Raw genomic sequence first — 15,460 nt, 5'->3', positions numbered from 1 at the left:
CATGAAAAAAACCGCAATTGCTCTGCTGGCGCTGCTGGCCAGTGGAGCCAGTCTGGCCGCGACGCCATGGCAAAAAATCACCCACCCGGTGGCGGGGAGCGCCCAGTCTATTGGCGCTTTTTCGAACGGATGTATCGTCGGTGCACAGGAGTTACCTCTGCAGTCCGATACCTACCAGGTGATGCGTACCGATCAGCGACGCTATTACGGCCACCCGGACCTGGTGCTGTTCATCCAGCGTCTGGGAAATCAGGTGCATAACCTGGGGCTGGGCACGATGCTGATTGGCGATATGGGGATGCCTGCCGGCGGTCGTTTTAACGGTGGACACGCCAGTCACCAGACCGGACTGGATGTCGATATCTTCCTGCAGCTGCCGAAAGCGCGCTGGAGTTCAGCCCAGTTGCTGAAACCGCAGGCGCTGGATCTGGTGTCGAGCGACGGTAAGCGCGTTGTGCCCTCACTGTGGACGCCGGATATCTTCAGCCTGATTAAGCTGGCGGCAAAAGATAACGACGTTACGCGGATCTTCGTCAACCCGGCTATCAAGCAACAGCTGTGCCTCGATGAGGAAACCGATCGCGACTGGTTGCGCAAAGTGCGCCCGTGGTTCCAGCATCGCGCCCACATGCACGTTCGTCTGCGTTGCCCGGCAAACAGCCTGGAATGTGAAGATCAGCCGTTGCCTCCGCCAGGCGATGGCTGTGGTGCGGAACTGCAAAGCTGGTTTGAACCGGCAAAACCTGGAACCTCTAAGCCTGAGAAGAAGACACCGCCTCCGTTGCCGCCTTCCTGCCAGGCGCTACTGGATGAGCATGTACTTTAATGGATAATTTCGTCGATCTGTTTATGGTGTCACCGCTGCTGCTGGTGGTGCTGTTCTTTGTGGCTATGCTGGCCGGTTTCATTGATGCCCTTGCGGGCGGGGGCGGGTTGTTAACCGTACCCGCGCTGCTGGCGGCGGGCATGAGTCCGGCGCAGGCGCTGGCGACCAACAAGCTGCAGGCCTGCGGCGGCTCGCTTTCCGCGTCGCTCTATTTTATTCGCCGTAAGGTCGTCAATCTTGCCGACCAGAAGCTCAATATTCTGATGACCTTTATCGGCTCGACGTCGGGCGCGCTGCTGGTTCAGCACGTGCAGTCCGATATTCTGCGCCAGATTCTGCCGGTTCTGGTCATCTGTATCGGCCTTTACTTCTTGCTGATGCCAAAGCTCGGGGAAGAAGATCGTCAGCGTCGTCTGCACGGTTTGCCCTTTGCCCTGATTGCCGGCGGCTGCGTGGGGTTCTACGACGGTTTCTTTGGTCCTGGCGCAGGCTCGTTTTACGCGCTGGCGTTTGTGACGCTGGCCGGGTTTAACCTCGCCAAATCTACCGCCCATGCCAAAGTGCTCAACGCCACCTCGAACGTCGGCGGCCTGCTGCTTTTTATCATTGGCGGCAAGGTCATCTGGGCAACCGGCTTTGTGATGATGGCAGGGCAGTTCCTCGGGGCGCGTGCAGGCTCGCGTCTGGTGTTAAGCAAAGGACAAAAACTGATTCGCCCGATGATCGTTATCGTCTCGGCGGTAATGAGCGCCAAACTGCTTTATGACAGCCATGGACAGGAGATCCTCACCTGGTTGGGGATGAACTAATGAACAGTACGCATAAATACGAACAGCTGATTGAGATTTTTGACGGCTGTTTTGCTGAAGATTTTAATACCCGTCTGATTAAAGGCGACGACGAACCGATCTATCTTCCTGCTGATGCCGAGGTTCCGTATCACCGTATCGTGTTCGCGCACGGCTTCTACGCCAGCGGTCTGCACGAGATTTCGCACTGGTGCATCGCAGGGAAAGCGCGTCGCGAACTGGTGGATTTCGGTTACTGGTACTGCCCGGACGGACGTGACGCCGCTACGCAGGGGCAGTTTGAAGATGTGGAAGTGAAACCGCAGGCGCTGGAGTGGCTGTTCTGCGTGGCGGCGGGTTTCCCGTTCAACGTCAGCTGCGACAACCTTGAAGGCGACTTCGAGCCGGACCGTATTGTTTTCCAGCGCCGCGTACACGCGCAGGTGATGACATATCTTGAGAACGGCATTCCGGAACGCCCGGCACGCTTAATCAAGGCTTTACAGAATTATTACCACACGCCGGAGATCACGGCGGAATGCTTCCCTTGGCCGGAAGATCTTTAACAGAGGAAAGAAGATGATCGCAGAATTTGAATCACGCATTCTGGCGTTAATTGATGACATGGTGGAACACGCCAGCGATGATGAGCTGTTCGCCAGCGGTTATCTGCGTGGTCACCTGACGCTGGCTATTGCTGAGCTGGAGGCCGGGGACGATCACTCTGCCGAGGCCGTTCACGATGAAGTCACCCGTAGTCTGGAGAAAGCTATTCAGGCAGGAGAACTCTCTCCGCGCGACCAGTCTCTGGTGCTGGGCATGTGGGATAATCTGTTCCAGCAGGCTAAACGCTAAGCCGCCTTCTCTTCCCTCTCCCCTTTGGGGAGAGGGTTAGGGTGAGGGGATTTGACCGCACTTTACTTAACCATTTTCCCCTTCAGCAGCTTCCGCACCCACAAGCGATTCGGATTCAGTCCCGCAAGCGTAACCCTGTCCAGCGGAAGCGGCTCGTCGCTCATTTGCGCGGCTAATACTTCAGCCAGCAGCGGTGCAGAACAGATCCCGCGCGAACCCAGCCCGCCCAGCATAAACAGTTCCGGGTAGACCGGTGAAGTCACTGCCGTTTCCTGATGTTCAGCCAGATCCGAATAGACCGCAAGCGTGGCGTCGTAGTCCGGCACGTTTCCCGCCATCGGCAGATGATCGCGGGTGGCACAGCGCACGCCGCAGCGCGCGTCTCCGGCACTGACGTCAACCGTTTTCGCCCACGCTGCATCCGGGAAACAGTCAACCAGGCGCTGACGGTTTTGCGCCTGATCCGCCTCACTGTAGCGCATATCCGTTTCGCCGCGATGATAGCTGGCCCCGATACAGTGGTGACCGTTAGACGGATTCTGCGGCGTCAGGTAGCCGTCATAGCACAGCACCTGGCGCAGTTTGCCCAGCTCAGGCGTCGAAGGGATATGGCTCACCTGACCGCCGACCGGATACACCGGCAACGTCGCTGTCTGGATAAACTGGCTGATGTGGTGCCCGTTGGCGAGAACGACGCTGGCATGGTGCGCCGTGTTGCCATCGGCAAAATGCAGATCCCACTGTTCTGTCCGGCTGAGTGATTCCACGTTGTGGGCATAGTGCACCGTCAGTCCGCGCGACTGCGCCAGGGCAATGACCGCGGTGGTCAGTTCTGCCGGGCACAGCCAGCCGCCGAGGGGGTACTGAATGCCGCCGCAGTGCGTCTCTACGCCAGCGCTTTCTGCCACCTGCGGTGCGCTCAGCGGGCGGGCAATCTCGTCAGGCAGGCCCAGCGACAGCATTTGGGTGATTTTTTGCTGGCTCTTCTCATCCCAGGCGAGCTGCGTGACGCCGCACCAGTCGTGGTCGAATGCCACCGGAAGGGCGTCATACAGGCGACGGGCGAAGGTAAACGCCGCCGGGAAAAACTGGAACAGCGCCGGGTCATGCGCGCTTAAAAGCGGATAGAGCGCGCCCTGGCGGTTGCCGGAGGCGCCGTTTGCAGGCGCGTCGTCAGCACAGTAGAGCGTGACCTGCCAGCCACGGTGGATAAGCGCGAGCGAGAGCAGGGCACTGGCAATCCCCCCGCCAATGATGGCAACCTCACGGGATGCGCTGGCACGGCGCGCAAACCAGGGCGTGCTGGCCGGGATATCCAGCGAGTGCTCCATTCTGCCGACCAGCATGTCGCGCTTGCGGCCGAAACCTTTGGTCTTCTGCATGGTAAAGCCCGCCTCCTGCAACCCGCGGCGGACAAAGCCTGCCGAGGTGAAGGTGGCGAGCGTCGCGCCAGGGCGCGCCAGTCGCGCCATCGCGTTAAACAGATGCTGGCTCCACATATCCGGGTTTTTGGCGGGAGCAAAGCCGTCAAGGAACCATGCGTCCACTTTCTGATTCATCGAATCATCAAGCTTGTCGGTCAGATCGTTGATGTCGCCCAGCCAGAGGTCCAGCGTGACGCGTCCACCGTCCAGAGTCAGGCGATGGCAGCCGCCGATGTGGGGCGGCCACTGCGACTGAAGCTGCTCTGCCCAGGTTGCAAGCTCCGGCCAGCGCTGATGGGCAAGCCGCAGGTCGTGCGCGGTGAGCGGGAATTTTTCGAAACTGATGAAATGTAATCTTTGTAGCGTAGCCTCAGGATGTGCAGCGTGAAACCGATCGAACGCCTGCCAGAGGGTTAAAAAATTCAGCCCGGTGCCGAACCCGCTCTCCGCCACCACAAACAGGCTCCGCGGATGGGCCGGGAAGCGGGTGCTGAGCTGGTTTCCGTCGAGGAAAACATAACGGGTTTCTTCCAGTCCGTTATCATTAGAAAAATAGACGTCATCAAAATCTCGGGAAACAGGTGTACCCTCAGCGTTGAATTCGAGGTTGGCGGGTTGTATAGCGTTTTGTTTCACGTAAGTTACTCGTCTGACAGGCAGTGGCACGATCTTAACGATGTGAGTCCATCGGTGCAAATTTCCGCAGAAAATGTCTGATCGGACTTGTTCGGCGTACAAGTGTACGCTATTGTGCGACTCGAAACTTACTATAGTGCGACTTACAGAGGTATTGAATGAAACGTGCAGTGATTACTGGCCTGGGCATTGTTTCCAGCATCGGTAATAACCAGCAGGAAGTCCTGGCATCTCTGCGTGAAGGACGCTCCGGGATCACTTTCTCTGAAGAGTTTAAAGATTCAGGTATGCGTAGCCACGTATGGGGTAACGTCAAACTGGACACCACCGGTTTGATTGACCGCAAAGTGGTTCGTTTCATGAACGATGCCTCTATTTATGCTTATCTCTCCATGCAGGAAGCGATCAAAGATTCCGGCCTGAGTGAAGAGGTTTATCAGAACAACCCGCGCGTGGGTCTGATCGCCGGCTCCGGCGGCTCCTCAAAAGCGCAGGTATTCGGTGCTGACGCAATGCGTAGCCCGCGTGGTCTGAAAGCGGTAGGTCCGTACGTGGTGACCAAAGCCATGGGTTCTGCGGTTTCCGCGTGCCTGGCGACCCCGTTCAAAATCCACGGTGTGAACTACTCCATCAGCTCCGCGTGTGCGACTTCCGCGCACTGCATCGGTAATGCGGTTGAGCAGATCCAGCTGGGTAAACAGGACATCGTATTTGCTGGCGGCGGCGAGGAGCTGGGCTGGGAAATGGCCTGTGAATTCGACGCCATGGGCGCACTGTCCACCAAATACAACGAGACGCCAGATAAAGCCTCCCGTACCTATGACGCACACCGTGATGGTTTCGTTATCGCAGGCGGCGGCGGTATGGTTGTGGTTGAAGAGCTGGAGCACGCGCTGGCACGTGGCGCGCACATCTACGCTGAGATCGTGGGCTACGGTGCCACATCTGACGGCGCTGACATGGTTGCGCCATCCGGCGAAGGCGCGGTACGTTGCATGAAAATGGCGATGCACGGCGTTGATACTCCAATCGACTACCTGAACTCCCACGGTACCTCTACGCCTGTAGGCGACGTGAAAGAGCTGGGTGCGATCCGCGAAGTGTTCGGCGACAACAGCCCGGCGATCTCTGCGACCAAAGCCATGACCGGTCACTCTCTGGGTGCGGCGGGCGTGCAGGAAGCGATCTACTCTCTGCTGATGCTGGAAAATGGCTTTATCGCTCCAAGCATCAACATTGAAGAGATGGATGAGCAGGCGGCTGGCCTGAACATCGTGACCAAACCAACGGAAGCGACACTGACCACCGTCATGTCCAACAGCTTCGGTTTTGGTGGTACTAACGCCACGCTGGTGATGCGTAAGTACAAAGCATAAGTTTTATGTTTGATTAGAAAAGGGAGCCATAAGGCTCCCTTTTTTTATGCATTGACAAGCGGCTGATTGCACAGGCAAACTTCACACCTCAACATTATCCTCACGATAATGCGTAAGCGTTTAACGTCAACCAACGCACCTTAATCCTGGTAAACAGGTAGAGGGGGCGTGGCATTTCCCCGCCTTACTCTTCATTTCGGAGTAAAGCATGACTGCAGTCACTCAAACAGAAACAACCTCTTCAGCGAATGTCTCGCTGTTCCGTATCGCTTTTGCGGTATTCCTGACCTATATGACCGTTGGCCTGCCGCTGCCGGTGATCCCGCTGTTCGTTCATCAGGAGCTCGGGTATGGCAACACCATGGTTGGCATCGCTGTAGGCATTCAGTTTTTAGCCACGGTATTAACCCGCGGTTACGCCGGGCGACTGGCGGATCAGCACGGTGCGAAACGTTCAGCGCTCCAGGGAATGTTTGCCTGTGGGCTGGCGGGCGGCGCATGGCTGCTGGCCGCGCTCCTGCCGGTAGACGCGGCGTATAAATTTGCTCTGCTGGTGCTGGGCCGTTTGATCCTCGGTTTTGGTGAAAGCCAGTTGCTGACCGGCACCCTGACCTGGGGAATGGGGTTGGTGGGGCCCGCCCGTTCCGGCAAGGTGATGTCCTGGAACGGCATGGCTATCTATGGCGCCCTGGCCGCCGGTGCGCCGCTTGGGCTGCTCATCAATAGCCAGTTTGGGTTTGCGACGCTTGCGGCCACCACCATGCTGCTGCCGCTGCTGGCGTGGGCCTTTAACGGCTCGGTGCGTAAAGTGCCCGCGCACAAAGGTGAGCGTCCTTCCCTGTGGAGCGTGGTCGGCCAAATCTGGCAGCCGGGTCTTGGCCTGGCGCTGCAGGGCGTGGGCTTTGCGGTAATTGGTACTTTCGTCTCGCTCTATTTTATGAGCCGTGGCTGGGCGATGGCTGGCTTTACGCTCACCGCGTTTGGCGGTGCGTTTGTGCTGATGCGCGTCTTCTTCGGCTGGATGCCGGATCGCTTTGGCGGTGTGAAGGTGGCGGTGGCGTCGCTGGTCATTGAAACTATCGGTCTTCTGCTGTTGTGGAATGCACCCGTGGCATCCGTTGCGCTGCTTGGCGCGGCGCTGACCGGCTGCGGCTGCTCTCTGATTTTCCCGGCACTTGGTGTGGAAGTGGTGAAGCGGGTGGCCCCACAGGTGCGGGGTACGGCGCTCGGCGGTTATGCGGCGTTTCAGGATATCTCCTACGGCGTAACCGGGCCGCTGGCCGGGCTGTTAGCGACGTCGTTTGGCTATCCGTCCGTCTTCCTGGCCGGTGCGGTTTCCGCAGTGGTGGGGATTGTGGTGACGCTGGTGGCGTTTCGCAGAACGTGAGCCGTTGTTGCCGGGTGGCGGCTGCGCCTTACCCGGCCTACGGTTCGGGGCGTTGTAGGCCCGGTAAGCGTAGCGCCACCGGGCAAATCCTCAGGCAACCAGCCAGAAAATCGCCAGTGCAATCACTAACGCAATAAACAGCAATCCCGGACGCGCAGAGAGGGTTCTGAACGTCTCCACAACCGGCGCAAACAGCGGGCTGTAGATCGGCTGAATATCTCTCACCTCCGGTACGCCGCCTTCGCGCTCGGCGCGGCGAACAAAGATCTGATTGAGCACATCCTGCACCTGCGCGGTGGTCAGAACCGTTTGCGGGGTGGCCTGCCAGTTTTGCAGGGCATAGTCCCGAATCATCTCAAACTCATGCGGTTCCAGCGGCTGTTTGAGCGCAGCCTGAACGGTATGCAGGGTAGGGGCGCTCTGGGTGCTGAGCGTCTGGCGCGCCTGCAGCCAGGTTACCAGATGGGTAAACTGTTTTGCGGGGATCAGCTCGCCCGCCTTCACGCCGGACAACTCCAGCATGGATTGCCAGATAAGCTTCGTCGGTTCGCCGGTGGCCGCGGCAAGCTTGGTCACCATCTGCTTAAGCGTGTTGTGCTCGGCAGGCAGCAGCGAGCGTTCGGTCGACGGACGCACCTGAGGCTGTGGAATAGAGAGCTCATTGTTCTGCAGCAGCGTCAGCACCGTTTTAAGCTGCTCCGGCGTCAGCTGACCCAGAGCGGTCTGACCATACTGCTGGCGAATAAAATCACTCACCGCCTGGCGGTTATTCCCCTGGCCCAACAGCTCCGTCAGCTGCGCGACAATCTGGCGCGTGGTGTGGTTCTGCTGCGCGGTGGTAATACGCTGGTTCAGGTTTTGCTCAGCGGCAGGGAAGTGGCGCGACTGGAGCGGCGCGTCGTTTCTCATACCCAGGTCATGCTTTACCCCAGCCCAGACTTCCGCATTTTGCTGCGAAGTCAGCGCAATCAGGCGCGTGATCAGGCGCTCCAGCACGGTGCGCTGTTGCGTGGATAGCGGTTGTTCACCGGCAACGTTTTGCGTGACAGGGCCTTCACCCGGAGGGCGCGGCGGCGTACCTGAAATGGGCTGCATCGTCAAAAATCCTTAAAGTCAAAACTCAGCGTAAACCTGGCATACGTATATGCCTGGCGGCCAGATTATGGCACACTTGGCAGGTTTTCTTCCTCTCAAACAGGTACTCAGACGTGAAAATCCTCGTTGATGAAAATATGCCTTATGCCCGTGAGCTGTTTAGCCGCCTGGGTAACGTGAAGGCTGTCCCTGGTCGCCCGATCCCGGTCAACGAACTGGATGACGCAGACGCGCTGATGGTGCGCTCGGTGACCAAAGTAAATGAGGCACTGCTCGCCGGTAAAGGGATTAAGTTCGTCGGGACCGCAACGGCAGGGACCGATCATGTGGATGATAAATGGCTTGCGCAGGCCGGGATCGGTTTTTCCGCCGCGCCGGGCTGTAATGCCATTGCCGTCGTGGAATACGTTTTCTCCTCGCTGCTGATGCTGGCCGAGCGCGACGGTTTTGCGCTGAAAGACCGCACGGTGGGGATTGTCGGCGTGGGCAACGTTGGCGGACGCCTGCAAAAGCGCCTGGAAGCGTTAGGGATCCGCACGCTGCTGTGCGATCCGCCGCGCAAAGACAACGGCGAGGAGGGGGATTTCCGCTCGCTGGATGAGCTGGTTGAACAGTGCGATGTCCTGACGTTCCACACACCGCTGTTTAAAGAGGGGCCGTATAAGACTTTGCATCTGGCTGACGAGGCGCTGATCCGCCGTCTGAAGGCTGGCACTATTCTGATAAATGCCTGCCGTGGTCCGGTGGTGGATAACGCCGCGCTGCTGAAATGTCTGGAAGCGGGACAGGATCTCAGCGTGGTGCTGGACGTCTGGGAACCAGAGCCGGATCTCAACGTTGCGCTGCTGAACAGGGTGGACGTTGCGACCGCACATATCGCGGGTTATACGCTTGAGGGGAAAGCGCGCGGTACGACGCAGGTCTTCGAGGCCTACAGCGCCTTTATTGGCCACCCGCAGCAGGTGGCGCTGGATACCTTACTCCCCGCGCCTGAATTTGGCCGTATTACCCTGCACGGTCCGCTCGATCAGGCAACGCTGAAAAGGCTGGTGCATTTGGTGTATGATGTGCGCCGCGATGATGCGCTGCTGCGTAAAGTGGCGGGGATCCCGGGTGAGTTTGATAAGCTGCGCAAGCACTACGTTGAGCGCCGCGAGTGGTCTTCCCTGTATGTGATGTGCGATGACGCCCCGGCGGCGACGCTGCTGCACAAGCTGGGTTTTAACGCCGTTCATCACCCGGCGCATTAATGTCTTCTTAATGCTCCCTGTCGGATACTCCGACAGGGACGCTTTTTTATTTCTGGAGTAAACCACCATGTCTGAAGGCTGGAACATTGCCATTTTAGGTGCCACGGGTGCCGTGGGCGAAGCCCTGCTCGAAACCCTTGCTGAGCGTCAGTTCCCGGTGGGCGATATCTATGCGCTGGCGCGTACCGACAGCGCGGGTGAGCATCTGCGTTTTAACAGTAAATCCGTCATGGTCCAGGATGCCGCCGCGTTCGACTGGACGCAGGCGCAGCTGGCGTTTTTCGCCGCGGGCGCTGAAGCCACGGCGGCGTACATTGAAGAGGCGACCAATGCCGGCTGTCTGGTGATCGACCTGAGCGGCCTGTTCGCTCTGGAGCCGGACGTGCCGCTGGTGGTGCCGGACGTGAACCCGTTCGTGCTGGCCGACTACCGTAACCGCAACATCATCGCGGTACCTGACAGCCTGACCAGTCAGCTGCTGACGGCCCTGAAACCGCTGATCGACGACGGTGGCCTGTCGCGCATTGCCGTCACCAGCCTGCTTTCCGTGTCCGCGAACGGCAAAAAGGCCGTCGATGCGCTGGCAGGGCAGAGCGCGAAACTGCTGAACGGCATCCCGATTGACGAAGATGATTTCTTTGGTCGCCAGCTGGCGTTCAACATGCTGCCGATGCTGCCAGATAATCAGGGCTCCGTGCGCGAAGAGCGCCGTATCGTGGACGAAGCGCGTAAAATTCTGCAGGACGATGGCCTGATGATCTCCGCAAACGTTGTGCAGTCCCCGGTCTTTTACGGTCACGCGCAGATGGTGAGTTTTGAGGCGCTACGCCCGCTGGCGGCGGAAGAGGCGCGTGATGCGTTTGGCCGCGGTGAAGATATTGTGCTTTCCGAAGAGCGCGAGTTCCCGACCCAGGTGGGTGACGCTACCGGAAGCGCGCACCTCTCTGTCGGCTGCGTGCGTAACGATTACGGTATGCCGGAGCAGGTTCAGTTCTGGTCTGTTGCCGATAACGTCCGCTTTGGCGGCGCGCTGATGGCGGTGAAGATCGCTGAAAAACTGGTGCAGGAGTACCTGTACTGATGTCCGCAGTGGATCAAAAGCCGGTTCATAAAATTGCCCTCGGTATTGAGTACGACGGCAGTAAATATTATGGCTGGCAGCGTCAGAATGAGGTGCGTAGCGTCCAGGAAAAGCTGGAGAAAGCGCTTTCTCAGGTGGCAAACGAGCCGATCAACGTCCTGTGCGCGGGGCGCACTGACGCCGGTGTCCACGGGACGGGGCAGGTGGTGCACTTTGAAACCACCGCGGTGCGTAAAGATGCCGCCTGGACGCTGGGTGTAAATGCGAATTTACCTGGTGACATTGCGGTGCGCTGGGTGAAAGCTGTACCGGATGATTTTCATGCGCGCTTCAGTGCCACGGCGCGTCGTTACCGTTATGTCATCTACAACCAGCGTCTGCGTCCGGCGGTATTAAGCCAGGGCGTGACGCATTTTTATGAACCGCTCGATGCGGAACGCATGCATCGTGCGGCGCAGTGTCTGATTGGTGAAAATGACTTTACCTCATTTCGTGCGGTGCAGTGTCAGTCCCGCACGCCGTGGCGTAACGTCATGCACATAAACGTCAGCCGTTTTGGCGCGTATGTGGTGGTGGATATCAAAGCCAATGCCTTTGTACATCATATGGTGCGGAATATTGTGGGCAGCCTGATGGAAGTGGGTGCCGGACACCAGCCGGAGAGCTGGATTGCAGACCTGCTGGCAGCGAAGGACAGAACGCTTGCGGCAGCCACGGCGAAAGCGGAAGGGTTGTATCTGGTCTCGGTAGACTATCCGGATCGGTTTGACCTGCCGAAACCGCCAATGGGGCCGCTCTTTTTAGCGGACTAAATAAAGGTGCAATTAAGGCTTAGACAATATGGACGTAATTCGTTTTTTGATTGATTTCATCCTGCATATTGATGTTCACCTGGCAGAGCTGGTCGCGCAGTATGGCGTCTGGGTTTATGCCATTCTGTTCCTCATTCTGTTTTGTGAAACCGGACTGGTCGTTACCCCCTTCCTGCCGGGCGATTCACTGCTGTTTGTCGCCGGGGCGTTGTCGGCGTTACCCACCAACGATCTGAACGTGCACCTTATGGTGGTACTGATGGTGATTGCCGCGATTGTCGGTGACGCGGTCAACTACACCATTGGTCGCGTGTTCGGTGAGCGGCTGTTCAGCAATCCGGATTCGAAAATTTTCCGTCGCAGCTATCTGGACAAAACCCATGCGTTTTATGAACGCCATGGTGGAAAAACCATTATCCTTGCGCGTTTCGTGCCTATTGTGCGTACATTCGCACCGTTTGTGGCGGGAATGGGGCATATGTCCTATCGTCATTTTGCGGCTTATAACGTGGTGGGTGCGCTGCTGTGGGTACTGCTGTTTACCTATGCAGGCTATCTGTTTGGCGATCTCCCGGTGGTTCAGGAAAATCTTAAGTTACTGATTGTAGCGATTATTGTGCTTTCCGTCCTGCCGGGCGTTATCGAAATTATTCGTCACAAACGTGCGGCGGCAAAACAAGCGAAGTAAATGCACACTGGCGGTTCGACCACTTTTTTATCCAAAGTTTCGGGCTGTTATGTTTTAATGTGCAACATTCATGGTCTGTTGGAGGCAAAAATGGCATTATTCGCCTCTTATAGCAAAACTGGCATACGACCAGGTTCAGGCAGAAAGGTTATCAATGAGCTGGATTGAACGAATTAAAAGCAACATTACCCCAACGCGCAAAGCGAGCATTCCTGAAGGGGTATGGACGAAGTGTGATAGCTGCGGCCAGGTTCTGTATCGCGCAGAGCTGGAACGCAACCTTGAGGTGTGTCCGAAGTGTGACCACCATATGCGTATGTCGGCGCGCAACCGCCTGCATAGCCTGCTGGACGAAGGTTCTCTGGTAGAACTGGGCAGCGAGCTTGAGCCAAAAGACGTGCTGAAGTTCCGCGACTCCAAAAAATATAAAGATCGTCTGGCCTCTGCACAGAAAGAGACCGGCGAGAAAGACGCGCTGGTGGTGATGAAAGGCACCCTGCATGAGATGCCGGTTGTTGCCGCTGCGTTTGAGTTCTCCTTTATGGGCGGCTCAATGGGCTCCGTGGTTGGTGCGCGCTTTGTGCGTGCCGTTGAGCAAGCGCTGGAAGATAACTGTCCGCTGATCTGCTTCTCTGCCTCCGGCGGGGCGCGTATGCAGGAAGCCCTGATGTCTCTGATGCAGATGGCGAAAACCTCAGCTGCGCTGGCGAAAATGCAGGAGCGTGGTCTGCCGTATATCTCCGTGCTGACCGACCCAACCATGGGCGGCGTCTCTGCAAGCTTCGCGATGCTGGGCGATCTGAACATTGCTGAGCCAAAAGCGCTGATCGGCTTTGCGGGTCCTCGCGTTATCGAACAGACCGTTCGTGAAAAACTGCCGCCTGGTTTCCAGCGCAGTGAGTTCCTCATCGAGAAAGGTGCCATCGACATGATCGTCCGCCGTCCGGAAATGCGCCTGAAGCTGGCGCGCATCCTGGCGAAGCTGATGAATCTGCCAGCGCCGAACCCGGATGAGCCGCGCGAAGGCGTGGTGGTACCGGATCAGGAACCCGAGGCCTGATAACTGAAAAGGGCAGGGCCAGCTGGCGCTGCCCTTTTGCTTTCTAATCTGTTAATGACAACCGGGCATTATGGAAAATAAAAGCATTCCCCAAGCCACGTCGCCCCTGGCCGCGTGGCTTTCTTATCTGGAAAACCTGCACAGTAAAACCATCGATATGGGCCTTGAGCGCGTAAGCCAGGTTGCTGCGCGTCTTGATGTGCTAAAACCGGCGCCTTTCGTATTCACCGTCGCAGGCACCAACGGTAAAGGCACCACCTGCCGTACGCTGGAATCTGTCCTGATGGCTGCGGGTTACAGGGTAGGCGTTTACAGCTCTCCACACCTGGTACGCTACACCGAGCGCGTTCGCGTGCAGAACAGCGAACTGCCGGAATCGGCGCATACCGCGTCGTTCGCGGAAATTGAAGCCGCACGCGGTGAGATCTCATTAACCTATTTTGAATACGGCACCCTGTCGGCGCTGTGGCTGTTCAAACAGGCGCAACTGGATGTGGTGATCCTGGAGGTCGGCCTCGGCGGACGTCTTGATGCCACCAATATGGTCGATGCGGATGTGGCGGTGGTCACCAGCATTGCGCTGGACCATGTCGACTGGCTGGGGCCGGATCGTGAAAGCATTGGCCGCGAGAAGGCCGGCATTTTCCGGGCGAATAAGCCGGCGGTTGTCGGCGAGCCGGATATGCCGCACACCATTGCGGATGTCGCAAACGAGAAGGGCGCGCGTCTGCTGCGCCGCGGCGTGGACTGGCAGTATGAAGTTCAGGACAACGGCTGGCGCTTTAGCGATGCACAGGGCACGCTTGAGCACCTGCCACTGCCGCAGGTGCCGCAGCCGAACGCGGCAACGGCTCTGGCAGCACTTCGCGCCAGCGGGCTGGCGGTGAGCGAGCAGGCGATCCGCGACGGTATACAGCAGGCGATTCTGCCCGGGCGGTTCCAGATTGTCAGCGAGTCACCACGCCTGATTCTGGATGTGGCGCACAACCCGCATGCGGCGGCGTATCTCGCGGGACGTCTCAAATCGTTACCAAAAACCGGGCGCGTGCTGGCGGTTATCGGTATGCTTCATGATAAAGATATCGGCGGGACACTGGCCTGCATGGAGAGTGTGGTCGATAGCTGGTATTGTGCTCCTCTGGAGGGGCCACGCGGCGCGACGGCTGAGCAACTGATGGAACATCTCGGCAAAGGCGCAATCTACACTAGCGTGGCGCAGGCCTGGCATGCCGCGATGGCGGATGCTAAACCAGAAGATACCGTGCTGGTGTGTGGTTCATTCCACACGGTGGCACATGTCATGGAAGTGATGGACGCGGGGAGAACCGGTGGCGAGTAAGTTTCAGAACCGTTTAACAGGAACCATTGTGCTGGTCGCGCTCGGGGTGATTATTCTTCCGGGGTTGCTCGACGGGCAGAAAAAGCATTACCAGGATGAGTTTGCCGCTATTCCGCTGGTCCCTAAACCGGGCGACCGGGATGAGCCGGATATGCTGCCCGCGGCGACGCAGGCGCTTCCCGCTCAGCCACCGGAAGGTGCGGCGGAAGAGGTACGGGCGGGCGATGCCGCAGCACCGTCGCTCGATCCGTCTCGTCTGGCGGCCGCGAGCAACAACGATATCGATCCTGTGCCGGTAGAGCAGCCCAAACCGGTTGAAAAACCGAAGCCGGTCGATAAACCACAGCCGAAACCGCAGCGGGATAAAACGGCAGAACAGCTTGCCGCGGCGTCAGAGACGCCTCCACCAACAAAACCGGCTCAGCAGGACGCGGCGGCCCCAACGGGTAAAGCTTACGTTGTGCAGCTTGGCGCGCTGAAAAATGCGGACAAGGTCAATGAGGTGGTAGGTAAACTGCGTAGTGCGGGATACCGTGTTTATACTTCACCTTCCACGCCGGTGCAGGGTAAAATTACCCGTATCCTCGTGGGGCCAGAAGCGTCAAAAGACAAACTGAAAGGTTCGCTCGGCGAGCTTAAGCAGATCTCCGGTCTGAGCGGCGTCGTGATGAGCTACAGCGCGAACTGATAAGATCTCTCCCCTCACCCTAACCCTCTCCCTTGAGGGAGAGGGCTGGGGTGAGGGGGAGCAGACGTTCAAAGAAACGTCAAAAGGGCCACGGCGTTGAACATTTTTTCAGCGCCTTTTTTATTTACGCGCGGGAAGGAAATCCCTACGCAAAC

At 58.0% G+C, this 15,460-nt stretch carries 15 protein-coding genes; 13 read left to right on the top strand and 2 right to left on the bottom strand.

Annotated elements, in window-relative coordinates; all coding sequences use genetic code 11:
- Nucleotide 1 precedes the first annotated feature (1 nt).
- Genes mepA through EKN83_RS01955 form a run of 4 tightly spaced genes read left to right on the top strand, consistent with a single transcriptional unit; the run spans nucleotide 2 to nucleotide 2,469 of the window.
- Entirely contained in the window at nucleotides 2-826 is an 825-nt protein-coding gene (gene mepA / locus EKN83_RS01970) for a penicillin-insensitive murein endopeptidase (protein ID WP_126800232.1), read from the top strand.
- Nucleotides 826-1,635, top strand: coding sequence for a sulfite exporter TauE/SafE family protein (locus EKN83_RS01965; protein ID WP_025757146.1), 810 nt, complete (start codon nucleotides 826-828; stop codon nucleotides 1,633-1,635). The genes mepA and EKN83_RS01965 overlap by 1 nt, the downstream gene beginning before the upstream one ends.
- Complete coding sequence (locus tag EKN83_RS01960; protein WP_025757147.1) at nucleotides 1,635-2,180, top strand: elongation factor P hydroxylase; 546 nt, start codon at nucleotides 1,635-1,637, stop codon at nucleotides 2,178-2,180. Before EKN83_RS01965 ends, EKN83_RS01960 begins: the two co-directional genes overlap by 1 nt.
- Nucleotides 2,181-2,193: 13 nt before the next feature.
- Entirely contained in the window at nucleotides 2,194-2,469 is a 276-nt protein-coding gene (locus EKN83_RS01955) for a YfcL family protein (RefSeq protein ID WP_025757148.1), read from the top strand.
- Between the two features lie 62 nt (nucleotides 2,470-2,531).
- Here EKN83_RS01955 and mnmC read toward each other — a convergent pair whose 3' ends face one another.
- Nucleotides 2,532-4,529, bottom strand: coding sequence for a bifunctional tRNA (5-methylaminomethyl-2-thiouridine)(34)-methyltransferase MnmD/FAD-dependent 5-carboxymethylaminomethyl-2-thiouridine(34) oxidoreductase MnmC (mnmC, locus tag EKN83_RS01950; RefSeq protein ID WP_126800231.1), 1,998 nt, complete (start codon nucleotides 4,527-4,529; stop codon nucleotides 2,532-2,534).
- A gap of 158 nt (nucleotides 4,530-4,687) precedes the next feature.
- On the opposite strand from mnmC, the gene fabB reads away from it, so the two are divergent.
- Both fabB and EKN83_RS01940 read left to right on the top strand, forming a co-directional pair.
- Nucleotides 4,688-5,905, top strand: coding sequence for a beta-ketoacyl-ACP synthase I (fabB, locus tag EKN83_RS01945; RefSeq protein ID WP_025757150.1), 1,218 nt, complete (start codon nucleotides 4,688-4,690; stop codon nucleotides 5,903-5,905).
- A gap of 208 nt (nucleotides 5,906-6,113) precedes the next feature.
- A complete protein-coding gene (locus tag EKN83_RS01940) occupies nucleotides 6,114-7,292 on the top strand; it encodes an MFS transporter (RefSeq protein ID WP_025757151.1) in 1,179 nt (392 codons plus the stop codon).
- Between the two features lie 90 nt (nucleotides 7,293-7,382).
- Here EKN83_RS01940 and flk read toward each other — a convergent pair whose 3' ends face one another.
- Nucleotides 7,383-8,387: a flagella biosynthesis regulator Flk gene (gene flk / locus EKN83_RS01930; protein WP_126800230.1), complete on the bottom strand. Its 1,005-nt coding sequence runs from the start codon at nucleotides 8,385-8,387 to the stop codon at nucleotides 7,383-7,385.
- A 113-nt stretch (nucleotides 8,388-8,500) separates the two neighbouring features.
- On the opposite strand from flk, the gene pdxB reads away from it, so the two are divergent.
- The 7 genes from pdxB to dedD all read left to right on the top strand — a co-directional run bounded on the left by pdxB (nucleotide 8,501) and on the right by dedD (nucleotide 15,305).
- Nucleotides 8,501-9,637 carry a 4-phosphoerythronate dehydrogenase PdxB gene (gene pdxB / locus EKN83_RS01925; protein WP_094918442.1) on the top strand — a complete coding sequence of 379 codons (1,137 nt, stop codon included), beginning with the start codon at nucleotides 8,501-8,503 and terminating at the stop codon, nucleotides 9,635-9,637.
- A gap of 67 nt (nucleotides 9,638-9,704) precedes the next feature.
- Nucleotides 9,705-10,718 (top strand): aspartate-semialdehyde dehydrogenase, encoded by a 1,014-nt coding sequence (locus EKN83_RS01920; protein ID WP_025757154.1) that lies wholly within the window; start codon nucleotides 9,705-9,707, stop codon nucleotides 10,716-10,718.
- Nucleotides 10,718-11,530, top strand: a complete 813-nt coding sequence (truA, locus tag EKN83_RS01915) for a tRNA pseudouridine(38-40) synthase TruA (RefSeq protein ID WP_025757155.1) — start codon at nucleotides 10,718-10,720, stop codon at nucleotides 11,528-11,530. The genes EKN83_RS01920 and truA overlap by 1 nt, the downstream gene beginning before the upstream one ends.
- Nucleotides 11,531-11,558: 28 nt before the next feature.
- Nucleotides 11,559-12,218 carry a DedA family protein gene (locus EKN83_RS01910; protein WP_039263236.1) on the top strand — a complete coding sequence of 220 codons (660 nt, stop codon included), beginning with the start codon at nucleotides 11,559-11,561 and terminating at the stop codon, nucleotides 12,216-12,218.
- 154 nt (nucleotides 12,219-12,372) lie between these two features.
- Nucleotides 12,373-13,278 (top strand): acetyl-CoA carboxylase, carboxyltransferase subunit beta, encoded by a 906-nt coding sequence (accD, locus tag EKN83_RS01905; RefSeq protein ID WP_025757157.1) that lies wholly within the window; start codon nucleotides 12,373-12,375, stop codon nucleotides 13,276-13,278.
- A 70-nt stretch (nucleotides 13,279-13,348) separates the two neighbouring features.
- Nucleotides 13,349-14,617 carry a bifunctional tetrahydrofolate synthase/dihydrofolate synthase gene (folC, locus tag EKN83_RS01900; protein ID WP_047959158.1) on the top strand — a complete coding sequence of 423 codons (1,269 nt, stop codon included), beginning with the start codon at nucleotides 13,349-13,351 and terminating at the stop codon, nucleotides 14,615-14,617.
- Entirely contained in the window at nucleotides 14,607-15,305 is a 699-nt protein-coding gene (dedD, locus tag EKN83_RS01895; RefSeq protein ID WP_126800229.1) for a cell division protein DedD, read from the top strand. Before folC ends, dedD begins: the two co-directional genes overlap by 11 nt.
- Nucleotides 15,306-15,460 lie beyond the last annotated feature (155 nt).

This window comes from Enterobacter sp. WCHEn090032 (assembly GCF_003986875.1).
Classification (GTDB): Bacteria; Pseudomonadota; Gammaproteobacteria; order Enterobacterales; family Enterobacteriaceae; genus Enterobacter; species Enterobacter sichuanensis.
This window is presented reverse-complemented; position numbering and strand designations above follow the sequence as displayed.